The 14,556-nt window shown below is 49.3% G+C and carries 17 protein-coding genes and 1 tRNA gene; 7 read left to right on the forward strand and 11 right to left on the reverse strand.

The features are described 5' to 3' along the window. Nucleotides 1-15: 15 nt before the first annotated feature. Nucleotides 16-1,434, reverse strand: coding sequence for an NAD-dependent succinate-semialdehyde dehydrogenase (locus ACZ5FK_RS02470; protein ID WP_464806333.1), 1,419 nt, complete (start codon nt 1,432-1,434; stop codon nt 16-18). Between the two features lie 162 nt (nt 1,435-1,596). Here ACZ5FK_RS02470 and selD point away from each other — a divergent pair, with 162 nt between their 5' ends. Beyond that, complete coding sequence (gene selD, locus ACZ5FK_RS02475) at nt 1,597-2,646, forward strand: selenide, water dikinase SelD (RefSeq protein ID WP_464806334.1); 1,050 nt, start codon at nt 1,597-1,599, stop codon at nt 2,644-2,646. Between the two features lie 21 nt (nt 2,647-2,667). Next, on the forward strand, nt 2,668-3,714 hold the full coding sequence (gene mnmH / locus ACZ5FK_RS02480) for a tRNA 2-selenouridine(34) synthase MnmH (RefSeq protein WP_464806335.1): 1,047 nt from the start codon (nt 2,668-2,670) through the stop codon (nt 3,712-3,714). 34 nt (nt 3,715-3,748) lie between these two features. Here the strand turns inward: mnmH and ACZ5FK_RS02485 are convergent, their stop codons facing one another. Then, nucleotides 3,749-5,050 carry a purine/pyrimidine permease gene (locus ACZ5FK_RS02485; RefSeq protein WP_464806336.1) on the reverse strand — a complete coding sequence of 434 codons (1,302 nt, stop codon included), beginning with the start codon at nt 5,048-5,050 and terminating at the stop codon, nt 3,749-3,751. 212 nt (nt 5,051-5,262) lie between these two features. Here ACZ5FK_RS02485 and ACZ5FK_RS02490 point away from each other — a divergent pair, with 212 nt between their 5' ends. Beyond that, a complete protein-coding gene (locus ACZ5FK_RS02490; RefSeq protein WP_464806337.1) occupies nt 5,263-5,745 on the forward strand; it encodes a general stress protein in 483 nt (160 codons plus the stop codon). 284 nt (nt 5,746-6,029) lie between these two features. Here the strand turns inward: ACZ5FK_RS02490 and ACZ5FK_RS02495 are convergent, their stop codons facing one another. The 7 genes from ACZ5FK_RS02495 to ACZ5FK_RS02525 form a co-directional block, all read right to left on the reverse strand. Beyond that, the gene (locus tag ACZ5FK_RS02495) at nt 6,030-6,584 is read right to left on the reverse strand and encodes a DUF420 domain-containing protein (protein WP_464806338.1); all 555 of its coding nucleotides are present in this window, start codon (nt 6,582-6,584) and stop codon (nt 6,030-6,032) included. 157 nt (nt 6,585-6,741) lie between these two features. Further along, nucleotides 6,742-7,413: a GNAT family N-acetyltransferase gene (locus ACZ5FK_RS02500; RefSeq protein WP_464806339.1), complete on the reverse strand. Its 672-nt coding sequence runs from the start codon at nt 7,411-7,413 to the stop codon at nt 6,742-6,744. 21 nt (nt 7,414-7,434) lie between these two features. Continuing rightward, on the reverse strand, nt 7,435-8,106 hold the full coding sequence (locus tag ACZ5FK_RS02505) for a GNAT family N-acetyltransferase (RefSeq protein WP_464806340.1): 672 nt from the start codon (nt 8,104-8,106) through the stop codon (nt 7,435-7,437). Further along, the gene (locus ACZ5FK_RS02510; RefSeq protein WP_464806341.1) at nt 8,090-8,986 is read right to left on the reverse strand and encodes a carbon-nitrogen hydrolase family protein; all 897 of its coding nucleotides are present in this window, start codon (nt 8,984-8,986) and stop codon (nt 8,090-8,092) included. The genes ACZ5FK_RS02505 and ACZ5FK_RS02510 overlap by 17 nt, the downstream gene beginning before the upstream one ends. 95 nt (nt 8,987-9,081) lie before the next feature. Next, nucleotides 9,082-9,840 (reverse strand): amino acid ABC transporter ATP-binding protein, encoded by a 759-nt coding sequence (locus ACZ5FK_RS02515; protein ID WP_464806342.1) that lies wholly within the window; start codon nt 9,838-9,840, stop codon nt 9,082-9,084. A 17-nt stretch (nt 9,841-9,857) separates the two neighbouring features. Then, complete coding sequence (locus ACZ5FK_RS02520; protein ID WP_464806343.1) at nt 9,858-10,517, reverse strand: amino acid ABC transporter permease; 660 nt, start codon at nt 10,515-10,517, stop codon at nt 9,858-9,860. 67 nt (nt 10,518-10,584) lie between these two features. Beyond that, on the reverse strand, nt 10,585-11,361 hold the full coding sequence (locus ACZ5FK_RS02525) for an amino acid ABC transporter substrate-binding protein (RefSeq protein WP_464806344.1): 777 nt from the start codon (nt 11,359-11,361) through the stop codon (nt 10,585-10,587). Between the two features lie 177 nt (nt 11,362-11,538). Between ACZ5FK_RS02525 and ACZ5FK_RS02530 the strand changes: the two genes are divergently transcribed. Beyond that, complete coding sequence (locus tag ACZ5FK_RS02530) at nt 11,539-11,799, forward strand: hypothetical protein (protein WP_464806345.1); 261 nt, start codon at nt 11,539-11,541, stop codon at nt 11,797-11,799. Nucleotides 11,800-11,914: 115 nt separating this feature from the next. Further along, a tRNA-Arg gene (locus tag ACZ5FK_RS02535) sits at nt 11,915-11,987 on the forward strand. 45 nt (nt 11,988-12,032) lie between these two features. Here the strand turns inward: ACZ5FK_RS02535 and ACZ5FK_RS02540 are convergent. Beyond that, complete coding sequence (locus ACZ5FK_RS02540; protein ID WP_464806346.1) at nt 12,033-12,782, reverse strand: polysaccharide deacetylase family protein; 750 nt, start codon at nt 12,780-12,782, stop codon at nt 12,033-12,035. A gap of 156 nt (nt 12,783-12,938) precedes the next feature. On the opposite strand from ACZ5FK_RS02540, the gene ACZ5FK_RS02545 reads away from it, so the two are divergent. Both ACZ5FK_RS02545 and ACZ5FK_RS02550 read left to right on the forward strand, forming a co-directional pair. Further along, the gene (locus tag ACZ5FK_RS02545; RefSeq protein ID WP_464806347.1) at nt 12,939-13,130 is read left to right on the forward strand and encodes a hypothetical protein; all 192 of its coding nucleotides are present in this window, start codon (nt 12,939-12,941) and stop codon (nt 13,128-13,130) included. Between the two features lie 48 nt (nt 13,131-13,178). Then, on the forward strand, nt 13,179-14,030 hold the full coding sequence (locus ACZ5FK_RS02550) for an MBL fold metallo-hydrolase (RefSeq protein ID WP_464806348.1): 852 nt from the start codon (nt 13,179-13,181) through the stop codon (nt 14,028-14,030). A 41-nt stretch (nt 14,031-14,071) separates the two neighbouring features. Here ACZ5FK_RS02550 and ACZ5FK_RS02555 read toward each other — a convergent pair whose 3' ends face one another. Further along, on the reverse strand, nt 14,072-14,554 hold the full coding sequence (locus ACZ5FK_RS02555) for a helical membrane plugin domain-containing protein (RefSeq protein WP_464806349.1): 483 nt from the start codon (nt 14,552-14,554) through the stop codon (nt 14,072-14,074). Nucleotides 14,555-14,556 lie beyond the last annotated feature (2 nt).

The following is a 14,556-nucleotide window of genomic DNA, read 5'->3' on the forward strand; positions in this document are numbered from 1 at the left end:
CTTTTCTTGATTTATTTATAATCCTACTGAAATGTATTTTATTTCTAGATACTCCTCGATTCCGTAGCGGCCTCCCTCTCTGCCGATTCCGCTTTGTTTAAAACCGCCAAAAGGAGCTTGCGGTGTTGACGGGAGCCCGTCATTCAAGCCGATCACTCCATATTCAAGTTTCTCTGTGATCCTGATGCCTCTTGTGAGATTCTCTGTGAATACATAGGCGGCAAGTCCGAAATCGGAATCATTCGCGCGGCGGACCGCTTCCTCTTCAGAATGGAAAGTGACAATAGGAAGGACGGGACCGAATGTCTCTTCATGCATGCACAGCATAGTATCTGTTACACCGCTTAGAACAGTCGGCTCAAAGAAGAGTCCTTCCTTGACAGTTCCGCCTGTCAGCACTTTTGCGCCTTTTGCTGTTGCATCCTCGACATGCGACTTCACTTTCATAATCGCCGCCTCGTCAATCAGCGGCCCGATATTCACCCCCTCCTCCAAGCCGTTCCCGACTTTCAGCTTCCTCACTTCATCAGTGAGCGCCTTGGAAAATTCATCGGCTATATCAGCATGGACATAGACACGGTTCGCACAGACGCATGTCTGTCCTGCATTGCGGAATTTCGTTGCGATGACGCCTTGGACGGCCTTCTGTATATCACAGTCATCCATGATGATGACGGGTGCATGGCCACCAAGCTCCAAAGACAATTTCTTCACTGTATCTGCCGCCCCACGCATCAGGAGCTTGCCGACTGCAGTGGATCCGGTGAATGTCAGGATGGAGACCCGCTTATCGATCTGCCAGGCTTCACCGATTGCAGCAGCATCCCCTGTCACAACATTGACAACACCTCGCGGAATTCCCGCATCAATTGCGAGCTGCGCGAGTTTTATCGCGGTCAGCGGTGTCTGCTCGGCAGGTTTGATGACGACAGTGCAGCCTGCAGCGAGGGCGGGGGCAACTTTCCTCGTGATCATGGCAGCAGGAAAATTCCACGGAGTGATGACGGCCGCTACACCGATCGGCTGCTTATGGACGAAGATCCGTTTATCCCGCTGAGTCGCCGGGATCGTCTCGCCGTACACCCTCTTCGCTTCTTCTGCATACCAGGCGATGAACCCATTCGCATACGCGATTTCCCCGCGGGCTTCCGCTAAAGGTTTCCCCTGCTCCTCCGTCATTGTCTGCGCAAGATCATCCGTGTATTGCTGTATAAGGAAATACCACCTTTGGAGCAGCTCGCTCCTCTCGTAAGCCGAAAGTGCCGACCATTCCGCAAATGCGATATGGGCTGCATCTACGGCGGCAGTCGCCTCTTTTGCCCCACCATCCGGAACAGTGGCGATCGTCTCGCCAGTAGCCGGGTTCACCACTTGAATCACAGGCAATTCAAGGCCTGTTTTATCTCCGTTGATAATCATCGGATATGTCATCATTTCGTTTCTCCTCCTTCTGCTCACTTTTCTTAACTGTACCATTCTGAATCCATGCAAGCACTGCCAGAGCCTTGGGGGTAAGTACATCAAGCCTTTATACATAAAAATCGTCTTTCACCTATGGTAAACTGTATGTATTACGCAACGAAAGAAGGCAATGTAATGGATAGTTCACAACTTGTAAAATTGACGTCGTTGACAAAGAAAGGCGGATGCGGGTGTAAAATTGGACCCGCTGACCTCTCCGAAGTACTCCGGACACTTCCTCAAGCACCTCATGATCCGAACTTGCTCGTCGGTCTGGATACGAGTGATGATGCAGGCGTCTATCGGCTTACGGACGATCTCGCTATTGTACAGACACTCGACTTTTTCACCCCGATCGTCGACGACCCATACGATTTCGGACAAATCGCAGCGACGAACGCAATCAGCGATGTATATGCTATGGGCGGAACGCCGCTGACAGCGCTCAATATAGTCGCTTTCCCGATATCTATGCTGGACAAACAAATTTTAACCGATATTTTACGCGGAGCTGCCGATAAACTGCAGGAAGCGGGTGTCACCTTAGTGGGCGGCCATTCCATCGATGACCCGGAACCGAAATTCGGATTAGCAGTGACTGGTACTGTACATCCTGATAATGTTCGCTCAAATGCGGGTGCAAAGCCTGGTGATGTGCTGATATTGACAAAACCGATCGGAGTTGGCATCTATACGACGTCACTTAAACAAGGTGCCCTCTCTGATGAGGAGATCAAACAAGTGACCGCCGTCATGACAACGCTAAACAAAACTGCTGCCGCCACGATGGCGGAATTCAATGTGCATGCAGTGACGGACGTCACCGGATTCGGCCTGCTCGGCCATGCGACCGAAATGGCGAAAGCGAGTAATGCAGGCATCCGCATATACGAAGACCAAGTGCCCGTTCTCCCTCGCACAAGAGAGCTTGCAGAAGCAGGAAGAATCCCCGGCGGAACAAAGAACAACTACAAGCACGTGCTGGATGATGTAGCATTCAAGCAGCAGATGGATGAAATAAGCCGCCTGATCCTTTGTGATGCTGTTACCTCAGGCGGACTATTGATTGCAGTTGACTCTTCGGACGCCGAACAGCTGCTTGATAAATTAAGGGAAAATGGCGTGGAAGCCTCACGGATAGGTGATATTACCGAGGAACAGGAAAAACGGATCCGCATTCTGTAAGAAAGACTGGAAGGTGATTGGATGGTACATGAAATAGCGCTTGATGAATTGCTGGATCGCGCCTCGCGCGGCCGCTATACGACGGTAGATGTCCGTTCGCCGAAAGAGTTCGAGGAAGCGACGATACCAGGAAGTTTAAATATTCCCGTCTTCACAAATGAGGAGCGGGCGGAAATCGGGACACTATATAAACAAGTGAGTCCAGACGCGGCAAAAGAGCGCGGACTTGAGATTTTTTCAGCAAAACTGCCCGACTTCATTGATGAGTTCAGCAAGATTGAGGGGCCCTTCTCCGTTTTCTGCTGGAGAGGCGGCATGCGGAGCAAGACGGCAGCGACTGTTCTTGACCTGATGGGCATCCAGACAACCCGGCTGACAGGCGGCATCCGTTCGTACAGGCAGTGGGTCGTGAAGGAACTGGAGAAGGAGGACTTCCCTCCCGAGCTGATTGTCTTGAATGGATATACAGGGACCGGAAAAACCGCTATCCTGCGAACATTGTCCGAACGCGGCTATCCTGTCATCGATCTTGAGATGCTTGCGGGACATCGCGGATCGATCTTCGGGCAGATCGGCCTCACGCCGAACAATCAGAAGAAGTTCGAGTCCTTACTGGTCACTGAAATGGAACAGCTGAAAAAAGAACCCTTTGTCTTTATCGAAGGTGAAAGCAAACGTGTGGGGAAAGTGCTCCTCCCTCCCTTCTTTGTGGAAAAGAAGGAGACCGGCAAACAGATTATTATCCACTTGCCAATGGACGAACGGATTTCGAACATACTGGAGGATTATGAACCGTGGCAATCTCCGGACCAGTTCCTCGAGGCTTTCCAAATGATCAAAAAAAGGCTGCCGCCCGATATCGCGCTGGCTATCGAAGATCATTTAGAGCAACAGGATTTCAAAGCAGCCACTGAGATGCTTCTTATCCACTACTACGATCCGCGGTACAACCATTCCGCTTTCAGGAATCCCGAGAGGAATATTGAAATATTCGCAGATACGACCGAAGAGGCTCTCAATCAGATCCTTGAGGTATATGAATCCATTTGCGCTTCGAATGTAAAATAAGAGAACCCCTGGATATCCATTTCCAGGGGTTCTCTTATGCGTGCGGAATGCCGGCCCGGCGTTTCCGCCAGTGCAAAAACTGTTCAATGCAAATGGCAATGATCGTGCCTGAGATCAGCCCATTTGACAGAATGGACGCAACCAGGCTTGGCAGCGAAGCAAGACTTGCAGCGGGGACGAACATGAGACCGACACCGACCATCAAACCAATTGCCGCGACCTTGTAGGCCTGTTGCTGATCTTCATCGGCTGAAAGCTCATGAAATGCCATCTCCACCATTTTCGAAAAGATGGCGAATGTCACCGCATAGGCGACCGGGGCAGGAAGAGCTGCAAACAGCGACATGATTGGCGGGAATAGGGTCATGATGACAATGAGTCCGCTGCCAATGATAAATGGCCGCAGCGCAGCCATGCGCGTTGTGCCTACGAATCCTGCAGCACCCGAAATCGGCACAGGACCAATCGCCGAAAAGAGCCCAGCCAGAAGGTGGTTGAAGCCGGAGACGAAGGACCCTTGCCGCAGGCGATCCTGTACTTCCATGCCAAAGGACTTTTTTAATAGACTTTCCATCACACGGATGGAAGCCATCATGTTCGCAATCAGCAATAAGGTGATGAAAAAGGCGGTGACTAGCATCCCCGGATCCCATACCGGCCTGCCGTAGACAAGTATTTGCGGTAAAGCGAACCAGCTATCCCCCTCGCGCACAGGACTTTGCGCTTTCCCTGTAAAAAAGAATAACAGCCAGCCTGAAAGGATTGCCAGCAACACAGAATAGCGGGAAATCCACGCCGTCTTGTGGTTCATCATGATGAACATCAGGATGACGATAAAGAGACTCAAAAAGGTCACCGCCAGATCGATGGGCTCCCCTTCTCCGCCAATACCGAACATCCCGTTTATGAAAGTACCGCTCAATTGCAGGATCAGCAGCATTAAGTACGTAAATGTGATAGCCGGCGTGAAGAGCGCCTTCATCTTCCCGACCAGTCCAGTAGCTGCAAAGAGTATGAACAGTCCTCCGCTGTACAGCAAGCCGCTCTGCAGGGCACTGAGCGCATCCGCTTTCGTCGCATATAATGTACCTGCCATTCCGGCATATACGACGAAAATGCCCCACCACAATCCTGCTGGCCCCTCATTGATTGGCATCCGGTGGCCGATGAACGCCTGAAGGATGCAGGCTATCCCGAGAACAAACATCGTCCGCTGAATGAAAAGCGCTGTCTCGCCCGGGTCCATGCCGAATACATGCCCGATGGCGATCGGCGCCGCAATCGAGGAAGCAATTAGAAATATAGCCCATTGGACACCGCCAACTAGTTGTTTCATCATACCACCTCTGATTCAGTAAAATTCCGTTCTCCAGTATACCATGGTTCCCCTATGTATGTTGTCTCAGGCAGCCGGCTGCCAAATTCACATACGAAACCTTTCCGTATATTTGAATGAGATGTCATTATGTTGTAATGTTTCAGATTCATAGGCAGGGGTATTTTAACACCAGAATCGAAAATAAATTATTTGTCAAGGAGGAATTCATTATGGTGACTAGACGAGTAGTAGGATATTATGATACGGAAGCGGAAGCAGTTACTGCAATCGAGGATCTGAAAGCGCAGGGATACAGCTCAAATGACATCTCGGTTATTAGTAAAGACCGTGATCACGTCGACAACATACATGAAGAGACGGGCACACACGCTGCCGACGGTGCAGCGACTGGTGCAGCAACAGGCGGCGTGCTCGGCGGACTCGGAGGCGTACTTGCGGGTATCGGCGCACTAGCAATCCCTGGCGTAGGTCCAATCATCGCTGCCGGACCGATTGTCGCAGGCATCACCGGGGCAGCGGCAGGAGCTGGCGTAGGCGGACTCGCCGGTGCACTGATCGGCATGGGCATTCCGGAAGATGAGGCGCAGAGATACAACGAGTATTTCAACGAAGGTAAAATCCTCGTCCTCGTTGATGGTGAATATACGGACTTTGACCGTCAGGCAGACTATCCAGACCGCCCGCTTGTTTAATTAAAAGGGCCTGTCCAATTAGTCCCTAAAATAAAACAGATGGAGAAAATCGCATTGTTTTTCTCCGCCTGTTTTTGATTTCCTATCCGTATCCCCTAAAAGCGGTTGGCGGCAGCCAGCCACTTTCATGAAGTTATGGGCCTTCGCCACAATGCCGAACTCCTTGCTGGCCTTCTGGAGGCCAAGCAGGAGAAATCCGCAAAACACAGAACGGCTTTTGATTCAACAAGAAAAGGGCTGTCACAGAAACTCAGTTTTTACTGACTTTCTGGACAGCCCCTTTTTCAATAGTATGGGGAAATAAGGATATAGACTAGTACGCCGGTGAAACTGACATACAGCCATAACGGCATTGTCCATCTCGCAATTTTGCGGTGACGGTCGTTTTCCATATTCCACGCTCTTGCAACAGTCGTTAGAACAAGCGGGACAATGGCTGCCGCCAGTATAATATGAGTGATCAGCACAAAATAATAGATGCCGGCCAAAACGGAGCCTCCGCCAAAGGAAGTGGATGGCGATAAATAATGGAATGACACATACGTCACTAGAAACAACGTAGTCGTCACAAGCGCCGCATAGATGAAGCGTCTATGTACAATGATATTCCGTTTTTTAATTGCAATCAGTGCCGCAACTAAAAACAGGAAAGTGAATGTATTGAAAATCGCATTCAGAAGCGGCAGGATTGTCACGTCGAATGCATCAAATCCTTCTACACCTGGCAACCCGGACAATACTCCTACTGCCCCGATCAACACAATAGAAATAATGATGATGGCAGGTCTGTAATTTTTCTTTTTGAACGAACCGATTCCGGTTTCCGGCTGACGCTGCATATGTATACCCCTCTCTGGTTACTTCATTTATACAGTGTATCACAGCATCTAGGGGGGTTGGTGAATTTTCACAAGGATGTCGTAATTCAGCAGCAGCTTCACTGCATCTTTCGAGTAACGTAATAGAGCTGGAACAAGTCCAGCCCTTTTCAGACGTTTATAACGGCAAGAGCCGGATCGACCCCTTTTCCGCTAGTCCTTCTACCATTTCGATCCAGCGCACTGGTTTATTCGGAAGGACACTATAATACTCACGGAGAAAATCAATGATGATGGATGCCTGAATCTCCATGACAGAGTCATCCGTCGGCATAAAACAGAAATCCAGCCCCTCAACCGCTTCTCCATCATTTTTCCAAGAAGGATGCACATACGGAAAATCAAGGCGCCTGTAGCCGAGATGGGAAAGGACTTCCCTGCGTACGTAAGGATTCATCGCCATCACACCGCCAAATTCAAAATCCTCCCGTTCATATGGATCATAAATCTCAGCAAACATGCCAAATAGCTCTTTTCCATAACCTGCAGCGAGGCGGTTCAAATCTTCTTCCCGTTTCTTCGCCAGGAACCTTCCGATGCCATGCCCTGACTTTCCTATGATGGTGAAGTCCGTCATTGCGATGTTCCAGTCCGGATAATAGCGGTACTCAGTCGCGCCGACCACCTCTCCTTCTACAACTGCTGCGAACACACGGATGCCCGGATCTGCAAGAGGTCCTTCCCACAGGCTGAACTCCAGAACTTCCTCAGGAGGAAAAATGTCACCCAGCAGCTTATGCAATCTCGCAAACAATGGATCTTCTATCGAAGTGATGCGCACATAGTCCATTCTTCAAATCCCCTTTTCTAGTTACTGAAGGAATGGATTGCGCCATTCCATCAAAACAGCATAGTTATGTGATTCCTCGTCTTCCAGGTAGTCCTTTAACAATCCTACGGGCGACCGTCCACATCTTAGAAGGAATGTAATGACTGGATCTTTCAGTTTACCTGCAAGCACCTGTCTCACATACTCATCCGCCTGCATTTCGCCGGCATGCTGGTGATAGCCGGGCATCCGCCCTCCTCCGATCAGCTTCACGAGCCTCTTTTGGACGACAAGATGATACATCGCATGCATCAACTCTTTGCCGATGCCCGCTTTTCGGTATGCCGGGTCGATGCAGATATCGACGATATATAAAGTATCCCCTTGAGGCTTATGGGTCCTCCTAATATAGCCTTGATCGGTGACCTCTTCCCATTTATGCGCCTCGCCAATTTCCGCCGAATCAACAAGCAATCCGGTAATGGAACCGATAATCCGTCCCTCATGCTCAGCGCAAAGAGAGCCATCCGGAAAAACGGAAACATGACTTTCCAGCTGCTCACGGTTCCACCATAGGTCCTCGGGAAATGGCGGCGGAAAACAAGCAGCTTGCAGACGGATCATCGCATCAATGTCGATTGCGGTATAATTCCGGATGGTGACCGGGATGAAGCTGCCGTCTAGAGGGGCAAAAAAATCATTGCGGTACGTCATTGCCTGTACTCCATTTCGATGGTGCTCCAAAATCGGTATACAAATCCGTTCTTCTGTCGCGCCATGTCGTCACGGACCCCTTTTGCCGGACAGCGTGCAGGAGGGATAGATCAAGGTCAGCGGTTACAAGCATATCATTGTTCAGCTCACCTTCCGCGGCGAGCCCTTTTGGCGGAAACGGGATATCGTTCGGGGTAATGATCGCTGCCTGACCAAAATTCGCACGCATCAGATCGACCGTCGGCAGCGAACCGACCGTCCCGGTCAGCACGACATACACTTGGTTTTCAATCGCCCGGGCATGGCTCGAATAGCGGACCCGATGGAATCCGTGCCGGTCATCTGTGCATGAAGGACAGAAGATGACATCAGCCCCAGCCGCTTTTATCATCCGGACAATCTCCGGGAATTCGATATCATAACATGTCAGAATGGCGATCCTGCCTTTTTCGGTATCGAACACATTCAGTGCATTTCCCGCCGCCATATTCCATCCTTCTATCTCAAACGGGGTGATATGGAGCTTCGCCTGCTCTCCCACTGAACCATCGGGGTAAAAGAGATGCGCGACATTATAAAGGCGCCCCTCACGCTGGATGACATGAGTGCCGCCAATTATATGCATGCTATACTCGGTCGCAAGTCTTCGGAACAGTGATACATACTGATCAGTGAAGCCAGGCAGCGCGTCAATTGTAAGCGCCCTCCCGCCTTCGTCTCCGATAGAAAGCAATTGCGTTGTGAAAAACTCTGGAAACAGGACGAATTCTGATTCATATTCCTGCGCATTGCGGATATAATGTTCGCACTGGAGCGCGAATTCCTCAAAGGAACGGATGGAATGCAAGTGATACTGCACGGCGGAAACACGAAGTTTCATTGAATCAACCCCCTGCTCTAATTTGTTGTAGCAACATCATAATATAGAAGGAAGGGAAAGTCATTCATTTTTTTCGCCTATGATCTTATCCGTTATTATATAGAAGCTTTCCGGGAAGACCTTGCAAGGAATGCTTTCGTCCGTTCCATCTGGGGATTGCCAAAAAGCTGGCGGGGCGTGCCTGTTTCGACAATCTCGCCGCCATCCATGAAAAGAACCCGATCTGCCACCTCTTCTGCAAAACTCATCTCATGAGTGACGACAATCATAGTCATATGTTCTTTCGCTAGATCTTTCATCACTGCAAGGACTTCGCCCGTGAGTTCCGGATCGAGTGCTGATGTCGGTTCATCGAACAGCAGCAGTTCGGGTTCCATCATTAAAGCCCTGGCAATGGCAACACGCTGCTTCTGTCCTCCAGACAGTTTAGCCGGATGGACATCAGCTTTGTCTGAAAGCCCGACCTTTCGCAAAAACTCCCGGCTCATCTCGCGGCATTTGCCCCGAGACATCTTTTTCTGGAGAAGCGGTGCAAGTTCTACATTCTCGGTCACCGTAAGATGCGGAAACAGGTTAAAATGCTGGAATACCATCCCCATTTTCGACAAAGCCTGTTTCATTTCCTTTGGTTCTGCATACTTCCCGTCATGGACAATATCCTTTCCATCTACAGTGATCGTTCCTCCGTCAGCTTCCTCCAGCCGGACCAGGCTTCGGAGCATCGTACTTTTCCCCGAACCGGATGGACCGATCACCGCGATGACTTCGTTCCGTTCCACCTCAAAAGAGATACGTTTCAAAACATCCAGTGATCCAAACGATTTCTTCAATTCCTTTACTTCAATGAAATTCATTGGAATGCCCCTTTCTTTCAATCAAACCGCAGTCGTCTCTCAAGCCATTTGAAGAATGCCGTCAAGGCAAGTGTGATTGCTAAGTAGATGATACCGGCAAGTAGGTATGGCACAATGGTGAAGTCCCGATTCACTGCTGTCTGCGCGAAGTGAAGGAGTTCCGGAACTGCTACGGCGTATAAAAGAGCCGTATCCTTGACGAGAGTGACCGATTCATTCGCTACCGCGGGAAGCGCTATCCGGAACATCTGTGGGAGGATAATCTTCACGGTTGTCTGTGATTTTGACAGGCCAAGCACCTGAGCCGCCTCGTATTGTCCTTTGTCGATCGCCAGCAAGCCGCCTCGGAAAATCTCGGCAAAATATGCGGCGTAGTTTAAAATGAAACCGATGCTCGCAGCGACAAAGCGGTCGAGTACCAAATATTCGCCGATGCCAGGGATCAGCGGAAGGCCGAATACGATAAATAAGAGCTGCAAAAGCAGCGGGGTTCCGCGCATGATATAAATATAGCCATTTGCCAGCCAGGCGATCGGTTTAAAGGAACTGCGGACAGCGAGTGTCAGCAGGAAGCCAAGCGGAACTGAAAGTATAATTGCAATGAGGAATAGCAGGATTGTCGCCTGCGCCCCTTCCAGCATCGGTTTCAGTATGGATAATAAATAATCGATGGTCATGCAAGACACTCCTTTAATGAAAGAACCTTCCAGCAGATGGAAGGCGGTGTTCCAGCAGGATTTGCTGTTATTTTAGAACCTTGTCCTCTCCGAACCATTTCGAAGAAATTTCTGCTGCTTTTCCATTCCCATTTAACGTATCAAGCGCAGTTTGCAGCTTTGTAAGCAGTTCGTCATTCCCTTTTTTGACCCCCACTCCATATTGTTCAGGTGCAAGTGTCTCATCAAGAAGCTGGAATGTCCCTTCTTCTTTCGACATATAATAATCGATGACGACTTCATCGATGATGACCGCATCCACACGTTTTGTCTTCAAGTCTGTTAATGCAAGGACGTTATCGGCAAATTCAACAACCGATTTCACATCTTCGTGGATCGGGTTCGCTTCAAGTGCATCAGCCGCTGAAGAGAGCCCCTGCAAGCCGACCGTTTTGCCTTTGAGGTCATCAAGCGTCTTGATAGTGGAATCTGCAAGTGTCACCACAACCTGGGCATTCTCCAGGTACGGTTTTGTGAAGAGCACTTTGCCTTTCCGTTCATCGGTGATCGTATAGCCATTCCATATAAGATCAATACGGCCGCTGCTCAGTTCCGTCTCCTTTGTCTTCCAGTCGATCGGCTGGAACTTCGCGGTCATTCCCATTTCCTCAGCCGCCGCACGTGCATAGTCAATATCAAAACCGACAAGCTCATTATTTTCATCTCGGTAACCCATCGGCGCGAATTTATCATCTACTCCGATGACCAATTCGTCTTTACCGTCAGCTGACGGGTTTTTCGAGCCGCAGCCCGCTAGTGCTACTATAAGAATTAGTAGCAGTGCTGCTGTGTAAGCCTTTTTCATGTTCATTTCCTCTCTTTCTTTATCACTTTACTGTAGTGAAGTATTAATACTATAACACTCTTTTTACCGTTTGTGAACCCTCTAAACCTAAAAAGACCTCAGGTTTATGTTTCTCATCTTGAGGGAATACTACACATATGTTTTATCATTCTTCAGAAAAACAAGGAGGAATGCAAAATGTCCAGAATTCTAAACGATGGCAAATCGATAGAAGACAATCGACGCCGAGAAGAAGAGGATACAATCCATCAAGAAGATTATATTTTGAACGAGTTGGATCCAGATCTTGAACAGCTGAAAGACGTACCAAGCTTTGTCAGTGACAGTGATGCGGTGGAAGAACCGAATGGCATGAACCCGCCGCCTGTCAGAAACAGCGCTTATCAAGATGAGTTTTCGAATGAGCCGGTGATCAAAGAAAAACGGGAAGACCGGTAATAAGGAGCTGCACTGTCCGATTGCGCATAGTCGGACAGTTTTCTTATGTTTAGCATACATATTGATTTCTAATAAAATCTATATTATAATTTTCTCTGTCGTCTTCCTTTATTATGTCCTAGTAGCTCAGGGGATAGAGCGACGGCCTCCTAAGCCGTAGGTCGCAGGTTCGATTCCTGCCTGGGACGTCATCTAATACGAAAAGCATCCACCTCATTAAAGTGGATGCTTTTTCATTTCTTCCCTTTCAGCTCCTGCTCTTCTGATTTCTGCATGGTCTCCTGGATTGCCAGCAGCTCGGAGATGGTCACGAACCGGTAGCCTTGCTCCGTCAATTCCGGAAGGATCTTTTGCATCGCTTGCACCGTCTGTTCCCGTCGTTCGCCGCCGTCATGGAAAAGGACGACATTGCCGGGCCGCGAGCCTTCCAGCACTTTATCCACGATGTTGGGGACTCCAGGATTTTTCCAATCCATTGTATCCTGATGCCATGACCATAGGACAACTTTATACCCTTCTCGCGCAACCGCTTCAATCGACTTTTCGGTGTAAGCGCCGCCCACTGGCCGAAATAGCTTCGGTGTCTCACCAGTAATGCTGTAGATCAGTTCCTTAGTCTTCTTAATCTCTTTCAGCAAGTCGGGGATGTTTGTCCGGTAAGAATGCGAATACGTATGAATTGCAACTTCGTGGCCATCCTCATACATGCGCATAATGACATCGGGATGTTTTTCAACATTTTGTCCTACCACAAAGAACGTCGCTTTTGCGTCATAAGCAGCCAGCAATTCAAGCAGCTGAGGCGTATATTTTCTATGGGGACCGTCGTCAAATGTGATGGCGATGATTTTTTCATCCGTGTTGATTTCCCACAGCACATGGCCCGCTTCCTCGTAATATCTTCTGCCCTTATCTGCGAATGCTGAATGTCCCATCCATACGAGGAGCGTTAAGGCCACGCAACAAGCCACTGCTTTCTTCATGTCTCTCCCCCTCCAAACTTGATCGTCCGCCTGCTTTTAGTGTAGGCTGTTTCATCGAAACGATTCACCCTCCGTCATCCAATCCGCCGTATGAATATCCTTCCGAGGAGCACTCTATATAAAGGAAGCAATTTTGGATGCAAGGAGGATATATGAATGGAAGACAAAAAGTTGTCCAGAAAAGACAAACGGCAACTGCTGCCGAAGCATGAACAGCTTCGAATGAAAAATTATGAAGAGTTCGCACATCCATTTGATACGCTTGGAGATTATCGGAAAGCGATGGTGCGCTCGTACCAGGAAACGGTCAGGAAGCAGGATGGAGTTCCAGACGTTACAAAAGACTGATTCGGGGTATATTTCTATACAAACAGGCAGTCAAGGAGGTTTTTTGCATTGGAACGCAGTTCTTCAACAGAAAGATATCAGCCGATCACATCGGTTGGAAGCGGTGTCGGAATCCAAGTGACGCCTGATCTGCATTGCTTGACAGTACAGATCGTCAATGTGATTTTTTACGGAGCCCCTGGAATCGGCAATGAATGGGTGCTGATTGATGCGGGAATGCCGAAATCCGGAGAAATGATCAAAGAAGCGGCCGAGAAGCTGTATGGCGTCGGAAATAAGCCGCAGGCAATCATTCTTACGCATGCCCATTTTGATCATATCGGCGGGCTGATAGATTTTCTTGAAGAATGGGAGTCCGTGCCGGTATATGCGCATCCGCTTGAGATGCCCTATATTACTGGGCAAAAAGATTATCCAAATCCGGACCCCACCGTAGAGGGCGGCATGTTCTCGAAGATGTCTTTCATGTTCCCTACGGAAAGTGTCGATATCGGATCAAGGGCGCATCCATTGCCGCAAGATCATACGGTTCCCTTCATGCCGGACTGGAAATGGATCCATACTCCAGGTCATAGCGAAGGGCATATCTCCCTTTTCCGCGCGGATGACCATGCGATGATTGCCGGAGATGCGTTCATCACTGTTAAACAAGAGAAACTGTTTGACGTCATTACACAGGAACGCGAAATCAGTGGGCCGCCGCGTTATTTGACACCTGACTGGGAACTAGCGGAACGCTCTGTCGGCATATTGCAGGCGCTTGATCCGATGGTGGCGGTCACCGGGCACGGCGTTCCCGTTTCCGGCAACTGGCTTGAGGAAAATTTGCGTTTGCTCAATGAAGATTTCCAATCAATCGCTGTCCCGGATCATGGTAAATATGTAGACGGCGATCAATGAAGTAAAGCAGCTTGCGAACGGATCGCAAGCTGCTTGTTCATTTAATCCCGGTTCAGTTCCTTGCCCATCCCTTTCAGGAAATGCATGGTGAATTTCACTGCTTCATTGATGTCCGGATCGGAAAGAGCAGAAAGAAGCTGGAACATGCCTACCTTCTCGCCGTTCCCTCTATATAATTCGGCCTCATTTAATCCGCTTTGCACGCTAGAAGAGATTTTGGCGGTCATGTCCGGGTTGACAGCGGTCAATAGAGATGAAGCGTTCATGATATTGTTGATCATGTTCGTCACAGGTTCACGCGATGCCTGGCCAACCGCAATGCCCGCCAGTTTTTCCCTCGCTTCGGCCATTGCTTTCACGGCATCCAGAATGCCGGCTTCATTCAATTCATCTGTAATAGAAAGAATTTTCTTCAGCGACTCGTCCTGTTCGGCAAGAAGCGCCCGCAATTCCCCGAGCTTTGCTTCCTCTTGCTGTTCTTTTGTCAGTACAGGCCTGCGAATAGTCGTAATCGGTGCTGCCATTC

It is taken from the genome of Sporosarcina sp. GTC18466 (genome assembly GCF_055389225.1).

Excerpts from the sequence above, each read along its gene's own strand:
- ACZ5FK_RS02515 (WP_464806342.1), bottom strand. The coding sequence starts at position 9,840 with ATGAATTTCATTGAAGTAAAGGAATTGAAGAAATCGTTTGGATCACTG.
- ACZ5FK_RS02470 (WP_464806333.1), bottom strand. The coding sequence starts at position 1,434 with ATGATGACATATCCGATGATTATCAACGGAGATAAAACAGGCCTTGAA.
- ACZ5FK_RS02495 (WP_464806338.1), bottom strand. The coding sequence starts at position 6,584 with ATGCAGCGTCAGCCGGAAACCGGAATCGGTTCGTTCAAAAAGAAAAAT.
- ACZ5FK_RS02555 (WP_464806349.1), bottom strand. The coding sequence starts at position 14,554 with ATGGCAGCACCGATTACGACTATTCGCAGGCCTGTACTGACAAAAGAA.
- ACZ5FK_RS02485 (WP_464806336.1), bottom strand. The coding sequence starts at position 5,050 with ATGAAACAACTAGTTGGCGGTGTCCAATGGGCTATATTTCTAATTGCT.
- ACZ5FK_RS02525 (WP_464806344.1), bottom strand. The coding sequence starts at position 11,361 with ATGAAAAAGGCTTACACAGCAGCACTGCTACTAATTCTTATAGTAGCA.
- ACZ5FK_RS02520 (WP_464806343.1), bottom strand. The coding sequence starts at position 10,517 with ATGACCATCGATTATTTATTATCCATACTGAAACCGATGCTGGAAGGG.
- selD (WP_464806334.1), top strand. The coding sequence starts at position 1,597 with ATGGATAGTTCACAACTTGTAAAATTGACGTCGTTGACAAAGAAAGGC.
- ACZ5FK_RS02490 (WP_464806337.1), top strand. The coding sequence starts at position 5,263 with ATGGTGACTAGACGAGTAGTAGGATATTATGATACGGAAGCGGAAGCA.
- ACZ5FK_RS02540 (WP_464806346.1), bottom strand. The coding sequence starts at position 12,782 with ATGAAGAAAGCAGTGGCTTGTTGCGTGGCCTTAACGCTCCTCGTATGG.
- ACZ5FK_RS02500 (WP_464806339.1), bottom strand. The coding sequence starts at position 7,413 with ATGGACTATGTGCGCATCACTTCGATAGAAGATCCATTGTTTGCGAGA.
- ACZ5FK_RS02530 (WP_464806345.1), top strand. The coding sequence starts at position 11,539 with ATGTCCAGAATTCTAAACGATGGCAAATCGATAGAAGACAATCGACGC.
- ACZ5FK_RS02545 (WP_464806347.1), top strand. The coding sequence starts at position 12,939 with ATGGAAGACAAAAAGTTGTCCAGAAAAGACAAACGGCAACTGCTGCCG.
- ACZ5FK_RS02505 (WP_464806340.1), bottom strand. The coding sequence starts at position 8,106 with ATGACGTACCGCAATGATTTTTTTGCCCCTCTAGACGGCAGCTTCATC.
- mnmH (WP_464806335.1), top strand. The coding sequence starts at position 2,668 with ATGGTACATGAAATAGCGCTTGATGAATTGCTGGATCGCGCCTCGCGC.
- ACZ5FK_RS02510 (WP_464806341.1), bottom strand. The coding sequence starts at position 8,986 with ATGAAACTTCGTGTTTCCGCCGTGCAGTATCACTTGCATTCCATCCGT.